The organism is Streptomyces sp. NPDC029296 (assembly GCF_055569255.1).
On the sequence record NZ_JBVHXT010000003.1, the window covers coordinates 266,512 to 279,234 of the forward strand.

Annotated in this window: 11 protein-coding genes; 1 reads left to right on the forward strand and 10 read right to left on the reverse strand. The window is 72.3% G+C overall.

Going from position 1 to position 12,723, the window contains the following annotated elements; genetic code table 11:
* The first annotated feature begins 8 nt into the window (after positions 1-8).
* Entirely contained in the window at positions 9-2,585 is a 2,577-nt protein-coding gene (locus tag ACZ4W9_RS04215) for an ATP-dependent Clp protease ATP-binding subunit (RefSeq protein WP_467933040.1), read from the forward strand.
* Between the two features lie 43 nt (positions 2,586-2,628).
* Here ACZ4W9_RS04215 and ggt read toward each other — a convergent pair whose 3' ends face one another.
* The 10 genes from ggt to ACZ4W9_RS04265 all read right to left on the reverse strand — a co-directional run bounded on the left by ggt (position 2,629) and on the right by ACZ4W9_RS04265 (position 12,530).
* Positions 2,629-4,431: a gamma-glutamyltransferase gene (ggt, locus tag ACZ4W9_RS04220; RefSeq protein ID WP_467933041.1), complete on the reverse strand. Its 1,803-nt coding sequence runs from the start codon at positions 4,429-4,431 to the stop codon at positions 2,629-2,631.
* Between the two features lie 281 nt (positions 4,432-4,712).
* Positions 4,713-5,591: an amino acid ABC transporter permease gene (locus ACZ4W9_RS04225; RefSeq protein WP_467933043.1), complete on the reverse strand. Its 879-nt coding sequence runs from the start codon at positions 5,589-5,591 to the stop codon at positions 4,713-4,715.
* A complete protein-coding gene (locus ACZ4W9_RS04230; RefSeq protein WP_467933044.1) occupies positions 5,588-6,232 on the reverse strand; it encodes an amino acid ABC transporter permease in 645 nt (214 codons plus the stop codon). The genes ACZ4W9_RS04225 and ACZ4W9_RS04230 overlap by 4 nt, the downstream gene beginning before the upstream one ends.
* Before the next feature lie 11 nt (positions 6,233-6,243).
* Positions 6,244-7,155, reverse strand: a complete 912-nt coding sequence (locus ACZ4W9_RS04235; protein WP_467933045.1) for a glutamate ABC transporter substrate-binding protein — start codon at positions 7,153-7,155, stop codon at positions 6,244-6,246.
* A 17-nt stretch (positions 7,156-7,172) separates the two neighbouring features.
* Positions 7,173-7,916, reverse strand: a complete 744-nt coding sequence (locus tag ACZ4W9_RS04240) for an amino acid ABC transporter ATP-binding protein (protein ID WP_467933046.1) — start codon at positions 7,914-7,916, stop codon at positions 7,173-7,175.
* 128 nt (positions 7,917-8,044) lie between these two features.
* On the reverse strand, positions 8,045-8,464 hold the full coding sequence (locus ACZ4W9_RS04245) for a DUF6278 family protein (protein ID WP_467933048.1): 420 nt from the start codon (positions 8,462-8,464) through the stop codon (positions 8,045-8,047).
* A 15-nt stretch (positions 8,465-8,479) separates the two neighbouring features.
* Positions 8,480-9,259 carry an exodeoxyribonuclease III gene (locus ACZ4W9_RS04250; protein ID WP_467933050.1) on the reverse strand — a complete coding sequence of 260 codons (780 nt, stop codon included), beginning with the start codon at positions 9,257-9,259 and terminating at the stop codon, positions 8,480-8,482.
* 35 nt (positions 9,260-9,294) lie between these two features.
* On the reverse strand, positions 9,295-9,930 hold the full coding sequence (locus ACZ4W9_RS04255; protein ID WP_467933051.1) for an MBL fold metallo-hydrolase: 636 nt from the start codon (positions 9,928-9,930) through the stop codon (positions 9,295-9,297).
* Positions 9,931-9,968: 38 nt separating this feature from the next.
* Positions 9,969-11,273, reverse strand: coding sequence for a bifunctional 3-oxoadipate enol-lactonase/4-carboxymuconolactone decarboxylase PcaDC (gene pcaDC / locus ACZ4W9_RS04260; protein ID WP_467933053.1), 1,305 nt, complete (start codon positions 11,271-11,273; stop codon positions 9,969-9,971).
* Between the two features lie 252 nt (positions 11,274-11,525).
* On the reverse strand, positions 11,526-12,530 hold the full coding sequence (locus tag ACZ4W9_RS04265; protein ID WP_467933054.1) for a helix-turn-helix transcriptional regulator: 1,005 nt from the start codon (positions 12,528-12,530) through the stop codon (positions 11,526-11,528).
* Between the last annotated feature and the right edge of the window lie 193 nt (positions 12,531-12,723).

Sequence of the window (12,723 nt, forward strand, 5' to 3'; positions counted from 1 at the left end):
CCCACGCCATGACCAACGGCTACCCTCCTGACCCCTTCGGTGACTTCCTGGCCCGCTTCTTCGGCGGAGCCGCCGGCGGCGGGGCGCCACGCCACATCGACATCGGCCGCCTGCTCAGCCAGCCGGCCCGGGAGATGGTCAGAGGAGCCGCCCAGTACGCCGCCGACCACGGCAGCCGCGACCTGGACACCCAGCACCTGCTGCGCGCGGCCGTGTCGACGGAGCCCACCCGGAGCCTGCTGAGCCGGGCGGGCGCGGACCCGGACTCGCTCGCCTCGGAGATCGACGACCGGGCGGGCCCGGTGCAGCACCCGCCGGGCGAGGCCCCGCCGCCGACCTCGCTGTCCCTGACCCCGGCCGTCAAGCGGGCCCTGCTGGACGCGCACGACATGGCGCGGGCCAGCGGCGCCGGGTACATCGGCCCCGAGCACGTGCTCAGCGCGCTCGCCTCGAACCCGGACTCGGCGGCCGGGCACATCCTGCACGCGGCCCGGTTCCAGCCGCGCTCCCTGCCGCCGGAGGCCCCGGAGAGCACGCAGCCGCGCCCGGAGCGGCAGCGGCCCACCGGCACGCCCACCCTGGACAAGTACGGCCGTGATCTGACCGAGCTGGCCCGGCAGGGCCGGGTCGACCCGGTGATCGGCCGGGACACCGAGATCGAGCAGACCATCGAGGTGCTGTCCCGGCGCGGCAAGAACAACCCGGTGCTGATCGGTGACGCGGGCGTCGGCAAGACGGCCGTCGTCGAGGGGCTCGCGCAGCGCATCGCCGACGGCGACGTGCCCGACGTGCTGGCCGGACGGCGGGTGGTCGCCCTGGACCTGACCGGGGTGGTGGCCGGCACCCGCTACCGGGGCGACTTCGAGGAGCGCCTGAACACCATCGTGGAGGAGATCCGCGCCCACTCCGACCGGCTGGTCGTCTTCATCGACGAGCTGCACACCGTCGTCGGCGCCGGTTCCGGCGGCGAGGGCGGCGGCATGGACGCCGGGAACATCCTCAAGCCCGCCCTGGCCCGGGGAGAGCTGCACATCGTGGGCGCGACCACGCTGGAGGAGTTCCGCCGGATCGAGAAGGACGCGGCGCTGGCCCGCCGCTTCCAGCCGATCCTGGTGCCCGAGCCGACGGCCGGGGACACGATCGGGATCCTGCGCGGGCTGCGCGACCGCTACGAGGCCCACCACCAGGTCCGCTACACCGACGAGGCGCTGGTCGCCGCCGTGGAGCTGTCGGACCGGTATCTCACCGACCGGCGGCTGCCCGACAAGGCGATCGACCTGATCGACCAGGCCGGCGCCCGGGTGCGGCTCGGCGCCCGGACGAAGGGCACGGACGTACGCGCCATGGAGCGCGAGGTGGAGCAGCTGGTCCGGGACAAGGACCAGGCGGTCGCGGACGAGGACTACGAGCAGGCCAAGCAGCTGCGCGACCGGATCACCGAGCTGAAGCAGCGGATCACGGCGGCCAGCGAGGAGGGGAAGGCCGACGAGGGGCAGCTGGAGGTGACGGCGGAGGCCATCGCCGAGGTGGTGTCCCGGCAGACCGGCATCCCGGTCAGCCGGCTGACCGAGGAGGAGAAGGAGCGGCTGCTCGGCCTGGAGGAACACCTGCACCAGCGGGTGATCGGCCAGGAGGAGGCGGTCGCCGTGGTCTCGGAGGCGGTGCTGCGCTCCCGCGCCGGGCTCGCGAGCCCCCACCGGCCCATCGGCAGCTTCCTCTTCCTCGGCCCGACCGGCGTCGGCAAGACCGAGCTGGCCCGGGCGCTCGCGGAGGCGCTGTTCGGCAGCGAGGAACGGATGGTCCGGCTGGACATGAGCGAGTACCAGGAGCGGCACACCGTCTCCCGGCTGGTGGGCGCCCCGCCCGGGTACGTCGGCCACGAGGAGGCCGGGCAGCTCACCGAGGTGGTGCGCCGGCACCCGTACTCGCTGCTCCTGCTGGACGAGGTGGAGAAGGCGCACCCGGACGTCTTCAACATCCTGCTCCAGGTGCTGGACGACGGCCGGCTCACCGACTCGCAGGGCCGCACGGTGGACTTCACCCACACCGTCATCGTGATGACCAGCAACCTGGGCTCGGAGGCGATCACCCGGCGCGGTGCCGGGATCGGGTTCGGGCCGGGCGGCGCGGACGCCGACGAGGAGGCCCGGCGCGAGCGGATCCTCAGGCCGCTGCGCGAGCACTTCCGGCCGGAGTTCCTCAACCGGATCGACGAGATCGTGGTCTTCCGGCAGCTGACGGGCGACCAGTTGCGGCGGATCACCGAGCTGCTGCTGGAGAACACCCGCCGGCTGGTGGAGGGACAGGGCGTGTCGGTGGAGTTCACGCGCGCGGCCGTGGACTGGCTGGCCGAGCGCGGCTACCAGCCGGAGTACGGCGCCCGGCCGCTGCGCCGCACCATCCAGCGCGAGGTGGACAACCAGCTCTCCCGGCTGCTGCTGAACGGCACGGTCTCCGAGGGCGGCCGGGTCACGGTGGACGTCCGGGACGGGCGGCTGGACTTCCGCGCCGACCGGCGGGCCGGCCAGGCGGCGGCCCCGCCCGCGTCGGAGACCGGCACTGAGCCGCCCGCACCGGAGCGGTGAATCCGGCCGCCGGGGGGCGTCACGCCGCCCGGCGGCCGGGGGGCTACCGCGCCGGGCGCACCACCATCGCCGAGCCGCCGCCGCGCCGTACCTTCTCGGCGGCGGCCAGCCACCTGCCGTCCGGCAGGCGCTGCACGCCGGTGGCGGCGCCGATCTCGGGGTTCGGGCTGAAGACGTGCCCGATGGCCTCCAGGCGGCTCCTCAGCTCGCTGTCGTAGAGTCCCGGTTCCAGCTCGGTCTTCGCCGTGTTGCGCTGGCTGGCGCGCGGTGCGGCGATGGCGTCGACCAGCGGCAGGTGCCGGTCGAGGAAGCCGGTCAGGGTCTGGAGCACGGTGGTGACGATGGTCGCGCCGCCGGGCGAACCGAGCGCCACCACGGGCTTGCCGTGCCGGTCCAGCACGATGGTCGGGGAGACCGAGGAGCGCGGGCGCTTGCCCGGGCCGGGCAGGTTGGGGTCGTGGACGGCCGGGTTGGCGGGGGCGAAGGAGAAGTCGGTCAGCTCGTTGTTGAGCAGGAAGCCCCGGCCGGGAACGGTGATGCCGCTGCCGCCGGTCTGCTCGATGGTGAGCGTGTAGGCGACGACGTTGCCCCACTTGTCGGCCACGGTCAGATGGGTGGTGTTCTCGCCCTCGTACGTCGTCGGGGCCGCGGTGCCGCCCTTGCCGCAGGGCGCGGGGTGGCGCGGGTCGCCCGGGGCGAGCGGGCTGGTGAGGACCGCGTCGTCCTTGATGAGGCAGGCGCGCGAGTCGGCGTACCGCTGCGACAGCAGCTGCCTGGCCGGAACGTCCTCGAAGGCGGGGTCGCCGACCCAGCGGCCGCGGTCGGCGAAGGCGACACGGCTGGCTTCGATGAGGCGGTGCAGATAGCGGACCCGGCTCGCCTTCGACAGGTTCGTCCGCTCCAGGATGTTCAGGGCCTCGCCGACCGTGGTGCCGCCGGAGGAGGACGGGGCGATGGAGTAGACGTCCAGGCCGCGGTACGACGTCCTGGTCGGGGCCTGGAGCTTGGCGCGGTAGACCGCGAAGTCCTTCTCGGCGAGCTTGCCGGGGCGGGCGTTCCAGCCGGAGGCGGGGTCCACGGGCGGGTGTTCGACGGTCTTGACGATGTCGTCGCCGATGTCCCCGCGGTAGACGGCGGCGGTGCCCTCGCGGCCCAGCTGCTCGTAGGTGCGGGCCAGTTCGGGGTTCTTCAGGGTGGAGCCGACGACGGGCAGCTCGCCGTTCGGCAGGAACAGCTTCACCGTGTCGGGGAAGTAGCGGAACCGGGTCTCGTTGGCCGCGGTCTGCGCCCGGAAGGTCTCGTCCACCGTGAAGCCGGCGCGGGCTATGCGCTCGGCCGGTTCGAGCACGGTGCGCAGGTTCTCGCTGCCCCATTCCTCCAGGGCCTTCTGCCAGGTGGCGGGCGTGCCCGGGGTGCCGACGCTCAGACCGCTGCTGACGGCGTCGGCGAAGGGCAGCGGCTTGCCGTGCTCGGTGAACAGGCCGGAGTCCGCGGCGAGCGGCGCGGTCTCCCGGCCGTCGATGGTGTGGACCGTGCGCGTCCGCGCGTCGTAGTAGACGAAGTAGCCGCCTCCGCCGATGCCGGCGGAGTAGGGCTCGGTGACGCCGAGCGCGGCGGCCGTGGCGACGGCCGCGTCCACCGCGTTGCCGCCGCGCTCGAGGACCTCGATCCCCGCGGCGGAGGCGTCCGCGTCGACGCTGGCCACGGCACCGCCGTAACCGACGGCGACGGGCGTCTTGGCGGCCTTCCCGCTCGCCGGCGCGGCGGGCGGCGCCGCCGCGCCCACCGACACCACGGCGGCCGAGACCACCAGAACCGCAAGTTTCCGCTTGTCTGGGCGACCCATGCGTACCTCCCGTCGGGACAGTCCGCGCAGCGTAACCAGAACGATGCTGTACCGACAGTACGCGACGGGATCCCGGCCCACCATGCCGGGGCTCGAACACGCGTACGGCACGGGGTGGTCGGGCCGGTGGCGGAAGTCACACCGCCGAGCACAACCCGTCCGGCGCGCAGCTGACCTTCTGCTCGCCCGGGGACGGCCCGTCACAGGTGTCCGTCCCGCTCCGCGAGCAGTGATCTCCGGCTGCCGCCGGACGAGCCTGGCCCGTTGAACTGCCGCCCCCCTCAGGGTTTCGGGGCCATGGGGGGCTCCCCACCGGGCAGCAGCGCCCCAGGGCCGGCCGGGGCGTGAGCCACCGCCTCGGTCTTGGGGCTGCGCTGCTCACGGCGGGACACCCAGCCGGCGAACCACGAGAGCAGCATGCACATCCCGATGTAGATCGGCGAGATCACCATCACCACGGGGATGAACGGCAAATCGTAGTCGAGGTTGGAGGCGATGAGTTTCCCGGCATGGAGAAACTCCTCGTAGGTGATGAGGAAGCCGAGGGAGGTGTCCTTCAGGGCGACCACCAACTGGCTGATGATGGCGGGCAGCATGGCGCGCACCGCCTGCGGCACGAGGACGTGCGCCATGACCTGCGTCTTGCGCATGCCGAGCGCGAACGCGGCCTCCCGCTGACCGCGTTCGACGGCGTGCACACCGGAGCGGAAGACCTCGGCGAGCACCGAGCCGTTGTAGAGGGTGAGCCCGGCGACCAGCGCGGGCAGCGGCTGCACCTTCAGCGCGACGAAGACGAAGAAGATCATCACCAGGACGGGCATGGCCCGGAAGAACTCCACGAGGAGCGTGGCGAGCGTGCGCACCGGCCGGTGGTCCGACAGCCGGCCCGAGGCCAGCACCCCGCCGAGGACGAGGGAGAGGACGGCCGCGGTCGCGAACGCCTTCAGGGTGTTGCCGAGGCCGCGCAGCAACAGGCGCTGGATGCCCTGGTACTCGAAGGGCGCCCACTTGGTGGCGGTGAACTGGCCGGTGTGGAACAGCAGGTACAGGATCCAGGCGAGCAGCGCGAGGAGGATGACGGCGGACAGCAGTCCGTAGACCGCGTGCCGTCGCCGGGTGCGCGGGCCCGGGATGTCGTAGAGCGCCGAGGCCCCGGTCATCGGGCGACCCCCCACTTCCGCTCCAGCGCGTGGAACAGGGCGCTGATGGCGAGCGTGATGATCAGGTAGCCGGCGGCGATCCAGACGAACGTCCACACGATGTCGTACCCGAGTTCGTTGAGCGTCTTGTACGTGCCGAGGAGTTCGGTCACGCTGAAGGCGCCCGCGATCGCGGAGTTCTTGGCGAGCGCGATGAGGGTGGAGCCGATGGGCGGGATCACGGACCGGAACGCCTGGGGCAGCACGACCACCGACAGGGTCTGCCCGAAGGTCATGCCGAGGCTGCGGGCCGCCTCCCCCTGTCCCGTGGGCACGGTGTTGATGCCGGAGCGCAGCGCCTCGCAGACGAAGGCGGAGGTGTAGCAGCCGAGGGCGAGGACCGCGAACACCTCGAAGGGGAGCACGAGCCCGAACCGGGGCAGTCCGAGCAGCACCGCGAAGAACAGCAGGGTGAGCGGGGTGTTGCGGAGCACGGCGACCCACACGGTGCCGAAGGTCCGCAGGGAGCCGACGGGCGCGACCCGGAAGGACGCCATCAGGAAGCCCAGGGCGAGGGCCAGCAGGGAGGCGTAGACGGTCAGTTCGAGGGTGCCGAGGAAACCGGCGCCGTAGGCCGAGAAGTTGTCTGTCAGTACGTTCATGGCGTCCTCGCTCAGCCCGCCCGGTAGCGGTCGACGGCGGGCGGGTGGGGGGCGGGCACGCCGGACAGGCCGAGCGTGGCGTCGTACGCCTTCTTCCAGTCGCCGTTCTTCTCGCGGGCCGCCAGGGCGTCGTCGAGGGCGAGGCGCAGGGCGTTGTCGCCGTGCGGGACGCCGATGCCGTAGGGCTCCTTCGAGAACGGCTTGCCGGCGAGCTTCAGTTCGCTCGGGACCTTGGCCGCGTAGCCGATCAGGATGGCGTCGTCGGTGGTGACCGCGTCGACCTGGTAGGTGAGGAGGTTGTCGACGCAGACCGAGTAGGTGTCGTAGGCGACCAGGACCGCCTTCGGGTAGTCGGCCTTGACGCGCTGGTACGGCGTGGAGCCCGCCGCCGAGCAGACGCGTCTGCCGGCGAGGTCCCGCGGGCCGTGGATGGTGTCCTCGTCCTCGCGGACCAGGAGCGACTGGCCGGCCATGTAGTAGGGGCCCGCGAAGCCGACCAGCTTCTTGCGGTTGGGGTTGATGGTGTAGGTGCCCACGTAGTAGTCGATCTGGCCGTTCTGCAGGGCGGTCTCGCGGTTGGCGGAGGCGATGGTGCGGAACCGGATGGTCTTCGGCGCCAGGCCCAGGGAGGCGGACATCATCTTGGCGATCTCGATGTCGAAGCCGGAGTAGGTGCCGGTGGCGGGGTCCTTCTCGCCCAGGTAGGGCTGGTCCTCCTTGACGCCGACGACGAAGTGGCCGCGCCGCTTCGCCCGCATCCAGGTCCGGGAGGCGGGCAGGCGGACGTCCCGGGCCACCTGGTAGTGCGGGAGCCTTCCGGCGGCCGGTCCCTTGCCGGGCGGGCTGCCCTCCTTGCCGCAGGCGGCGGCCAGCAGCACGAGGAGCGCGCACAGGGCGCGGGGCACACGGGCGGTACGGCACATGGGTCGCGGTCCCCCGGTCAGTGCTTGAGGATCTTGGAGAGGAAGTCCCTGGCGCGGTCGCTGCGCGGGTCCGTGAAGAACTCGTCCGGGCTGCGGTCCTCCACGATCCGGCCGTCGGCCATGAAGACGACCCGGTTGGCGGAGGCGCGGGCGAAGCCCATCTCGTGGGTGACGACGACCATCGTCATGCCGTCCCGGGCGAGCTGCCGCATGACCTCCAGCACCTCGTTGATCATCTCGGGGTCGAGGGCGGAGGTGGGCTCGTCGAAGAGCATCGCCTTGGGTTCCATGGCGAGCGCGCGGGCGATGGCGACGCGCTGCTGCTGGCCGCCGGAGAGCTGGGCGGGGTACTTGTCGGCCTGGTTCAGCAGGCCGACCCGGTCCAGGAGTTCACGGGAGCGCCGGTCGGCCTCCGCCTGCCCCCGCCGGCGCACCTTCACCTGGGCGAGGGAGACGTTCTGCAGGACGGTCTTGTGGGCGAAGAGGTTGAAGGACTGGAAGACCATGCCGACCTCGGCGCGCAGCCGGGCGAGGGCCTTGCCCTCCGCGGGCAGCGGCTGCCCGTCGAGGGTGATGGTGCCGGACTCGATGGCCTCCAGCCGGTTGATCGTCCTGCACAGCGTCGACTTGCCCGATCCCGACGGGCCGATGACCACGACCACCTCGCCCTTGCCGACCGTGAGGTCGATGTCCCTCAGGACATGCAGCTCCCCGTAGTACTTGTTGACGTTCCGCAGTTCGATCAACGGATCGACGGCCATCCGCAGCCCCACTCGCTCTCGGCTGTGTCGTGGTTGCCGCAACCTATCCAGCGGGCGGTGCGGTGGAGGGACGACACGCACCCCCAGGGCATTAGCCGTATTTACGCCGCCGGGCGGCCGGGGCGGGCTCAGTCCCCGGCGATCCCGGCGTACCACTGGGACAGCTCGGGGACGCCGCTCGCGGCCCACTCCTGCCCGGCCGGCACCACCTCCACCGTCCGGCCGGAGGCGAGCCGTACGACGGGTTCGCCGTCGGAGCGGATCAGCCAGGCGGCGCCGGGCACCGTGCGCACCACGACCGTGCCCAGGTACAGCCCCGCGTCGTGGCCCAGCCAGGGCAGGATCTCGTGGTCGTCGCGCCAGCGCGGGACCATCTGGTCCAGGGCCTCCAGGGAGGCCGGGGTGTCGTCGAGGCGGACGCCGCCCCGGGCCGCCTGCGCACGCAGCAGATCGCACTCGGACAGCAGCGCGGCGACCGCCTCGGGATCGGCGGGCGGCGCCGCCGCGCCAATCTTCTTGTGCCGGGGGCCCAGGAACGGAAGACGCATGCCCCCAGCGTGGCATCACACGTCCAGGTCGACCACCACGGGCGCGTGATCGGAGGCGCCCTTGCCCTTGCGCTCCTCGCGGTCGACGTAGGCGTCCTTGACGGCCCGGGCGAAGGGTTCGTTGCCGTACACCAGGTCGATGCGCATGCCGCGGTTCTTCGGGAAGCACAGCTGGCGGTAGTCCCAGTACGTGAACGGCCGGTCGTACTTGAGCGGGCGCGGCACGATGTCGTCGAGGCCCGCCTCGCGCAGGGAGGCGAGCGCGGCGCGCTCGGCCGGGGTGACGTGGGTGGAGCCCTCGAAGGCCGCCACGTCGTGGACGTCGTCGTCGGTGGGCGCCACGTTGTAGTCCCCCATGACGGCGAACGGGCGGCCGCCCCGCGCGTCGCCGTACACGGCCGCCTTCAGGGCCTCGAACCACTGGAGCTTGTAGGCGTAGTGCGGGTGCCCGACCTCGCGGCCGTTGGGCAGGTACACCGACCAGACGCGGACCGGGCCGCAGGTCGCCGAGAGGGCGCGCGGCTCGGTCACGCCGTCGTAGCCGGGGTCGCCGGGCAGGCCCTTGACCACGTCCTCGAGGCCCACGCGGGAGAGCACCGCCACGCCGTTCCACCGGCCGGTCGCGTTCACCGCCGACTCGTAGCCCAGCTCGCGCAGCTGGTCGAACGGGAACTGCTCCTCGGCGACCTTGGCCTCCTGGAGGCACAGCACGTCGGTGCCGCTGCTCTCCAGCCAGGCCAGCAGCCGTGGCAGGCGGGCGGTGATCGAGTTCACGTTCCAGGTAGCGATGCGCATGTCCCACAACCTACCCGGAGCCTGTGACACCGGGCTCAGAGCTGCGCGGCCGCCCCGGGTGCCAGCCGCTGGTGGTCGGTGCCGCCGAGCCGGCCGAGGTGGCCGTCGTAGAGGGGGCGGGCCAGGTCGGTGAGCAGGGCGTCGTGGACGTCGAAGGCGCGCCGCGGGCGGACCTCGCGGACGTAGTCGATCACCTCGGAGATCTTGTTCCAGGGGGCCATCACCGGGAGCAGCAGCGTCTCCACCGGCCGGCCGGGGACGGTGAGGGCGTCGCCGGGGTGGAAGACCGCGCCGCCGTCGATCAGATAGCCGACGTTGGTGACGCGCGGCAGGTCGGGGTGGATGACCGCGTGCAGCTCGCCGTGCACCTGGACGTCGAATCCGGCGGCGGTGAAGGTGTCGCCGTGGCCGACGGTGTGCACCCGGCCGGGGAAGGCCGCGGTGATCCGCTCGGCGACCGACCCGAGGGTCCAGATCTCGGCGGCCGGGTTGTCCTCCATGGCGGCCCGCAGCCGGGACTCGTCGAAGTGGTCCGGGTGCTCGTGCGTGACCAGGATGGCGTCCGCGCCGAGGGCCGCGTCCTGTTCGGAGAAACCGCCCGGGTCGATGACGAGCGTCCGGCCCTCCTTGTCGAGGCGGACGCAGGCGTGGGACTTCTTCGTGAGCTTCATGTCACCCATCTTCACGCCCGCGTCCGCCGCGCGTGCCGCTACCCGGCGGGTGTGGTCTCCTCGCGGATGACCCGCTGGGCCACCCGGAACGCGCTGTTCGCGGCCGGCACCCCGCAGTAGACGGCGGTCTGCAGCAGCACCTCGCCGATCTCGGCCGGGGTCAGCCCGTTGCGCAGGGCCGCGCGGGTGTGGGCGGCCAGCTCCTCCAGGTGACCGCCCGCGACCAGCGCGCCGAGCGTGACGCAGCTGCGGGTGCGGCGGTCCAGGCCCGGGCGGTCCCAGATCTCGCCCCAGGCGTAGCGGGTGATGAACTCCTGGAAGTCCCCGGCGAACGCGTCGGACTCCGCCAGCGTGCGGTCCACGTGCGCGTCGCCGAGCACCTCGCGGCGGATCTTCAGCCCGGTCTCGTACCGGTCGGGCGGGCCGTCGGCCCGGTCCGGTACGGCCGCCGGGGCGATCTCGGCGACCGGCGCGGCCTGCGCCGGCACGGCCGGGGCGGCCGCCGGGACGGCGGTGGCGGCGGGGGTGGCCGGCAGGGCGGTCTGCCCGGTGTCGAAGGGCTGCTGCCAGGCGGTGGAGAAGTGGTGGACGAGCAGGTCGGTGACGGCGGCGGGCTGCTCGACCGGCACCAGGTGGGAGGCGCCGGGGACGACCGCGAGCCGGGCGTCGGGGATGCCGGCGACCAGGGTACGGGCCTCGGCGGGACCGGTGACCTGGTCGTCGGAGCCGACCAGGACCAGCGTGGGTACGCCGACCCGGCCCAGCTCGGGCCGTACGTCGAAGGAGGCGAGGGCCTCGCAGGCGGCGATGTAGCAGCCCGGGTCGGTGGTGCGGACCATCTGCACGGCCCACTCGGTGATCGCGGGCTGGGCGGCGGCGAACCCGCCGGTGAACCAGCGGTCGGGGGCGGTCCGGGCGATCGGGTCCAGGCCGTTGGTGCGGACCACGACCCCGCGCTGGCGGAACTCGTCCGGGGTGCCGAACCGGGGGGAGGCCGCGACCAGCGCGAGCGAGGCGAGCCGCTCGGGGTGGCGCAGGGCCAGTTCGATGCCTACGGCGCCGCCCAGCGCGCAGCCCGCGTAGCCGAAGCGCTGCACGCCGAGCGCGTCCAGGGTGGCCAGCAGCCGGCCGACGAGGTCGGCGACGGAACCGGCCTGGTGCGCGGGGGCGCCGCCGTGCCCCGGCAGATCGAACCGGAAGACCCGCCACTGCTTGGCCAGCTCCGGCACCTGACGGTCCCACATGTGCCAGGTGGTACCCAGTGAGGGACCCAGGATCAGGACGGGAGCCTCTTCCGGCCCGTCGAAGCGGTATTGCAGGGTGTTCGGTGGTGTCTCGCTCACCCGTCAGACCCTCTCACGTATCACGACGTCGCACACGGCCGGGGGAACCCGGTGACAGGGCCCTGAAGCGATGCCGGGCGCTCCGGCCGTCTCGTGCCGATTGTCGCTCAGGCAGCGGGTCCCGCTCACCCGAACGGGCACATCCGCCGGGCGACCGGCCGGACCGGGCCGGTTCCCGGGCAGCCCCGTCGGGATGGTGCCGACGGGGCTGTCCGCGGATCGCGGGAGGGTGGCCGGGGCGGGTGGGGGGTGTCAGGGCCGGGGCAGTTCCACGACCGGCTGGCCGTCGATGAGTCCGGCGCGGGCCGCGACGACGCCCGCCTGGAACCGGGTGGTGGCGCCCAGGCCGTCCATGATGTTGGAGATGTGCCGGCGGAACGTCCTCGACCCCACACCGATGCGGCGGGCGACGACCTCGTCCTTGAGCCCCCGGGCCATCAGGCTGAGGATGCCGGCGTTGAGATCGGTCAGTGTCTCGCCGTAGGAGACCGCGTCGGCGTCGAAGTCCGTGCCGGCCTGCCAGGCGAACTCGTAGACCCGGCGCAGCAGGGAGACGACGACCGGTTCGTAGACGGCGATGACGGCGGGGATGTCCTCGTCCGTCGACTGGTCGGTCACGAACGCCACGTCGTCGCCGACCAGGACCATGTTGTCGAAGATGTGGTTGGCGGTACGGACCTGGGCACCGGAGTCGGCCAGCTGGCGCAGCCGGGCCCGGGTGGTCGTCCTGGCCCGGGCCGAATGCGGGCCGACCAGCCGGACCGGCACCCCGTTCGACGGCAGGGGCAGTTCCGGCGGGGGGAAACTCCGGTTCGGCGCGCGGTCGAACAGCTGCATCACCAGGACCTCGGTGGTGCACTGGCGCAGGGAGTCGGCCAGATGCGCCCACGCCTGCTGCGGATCGAGCAGGCGGACCACCTTCTCCTGTGGTCTCGATCGGCGCAAGCCGTTGAAGATGCCCGAGAGTGTCTGCAACCGCTCGTGGATTCCGGCGAGTTCGCGTCTCTTGTCGTTCACCGCCCGCTGGAGCGGGAGGATCAGCTCGTTCTGCGCCGATTCGGGGCACATGGCGCTGAAACTCTCCAGGGCCTCGCAGTACCGCAAAAGCCCCAGGCCGTGCAGCAGATCCATGATCTGCGTGGCCTCCGATGCCGAAAGGCGCAGTCCGGCCGCCACCTGGTGGGCGGTGACCGGCTGGTTCGCCAGGGTGTATTCGTAGACACGGACGGCCAGTTCTTCGTCCAGCTCCGCACCCACGCTCTGGAACACAAGCTGTCCGACCGTGTCCGATATGCTGCCGAGAACGTAATCGTTTTTCAAAACCCGCACCTTCCGAGAACTAGTACGTGCGCATTCCTTTCTTGCTCAGCCTGGTTTCAGTGCACGCACCGAGGCGAATGCGCGGACGCCTTCTCAGAATTGGCCAGGAAGCGGGTGGCCGACTTGCGGC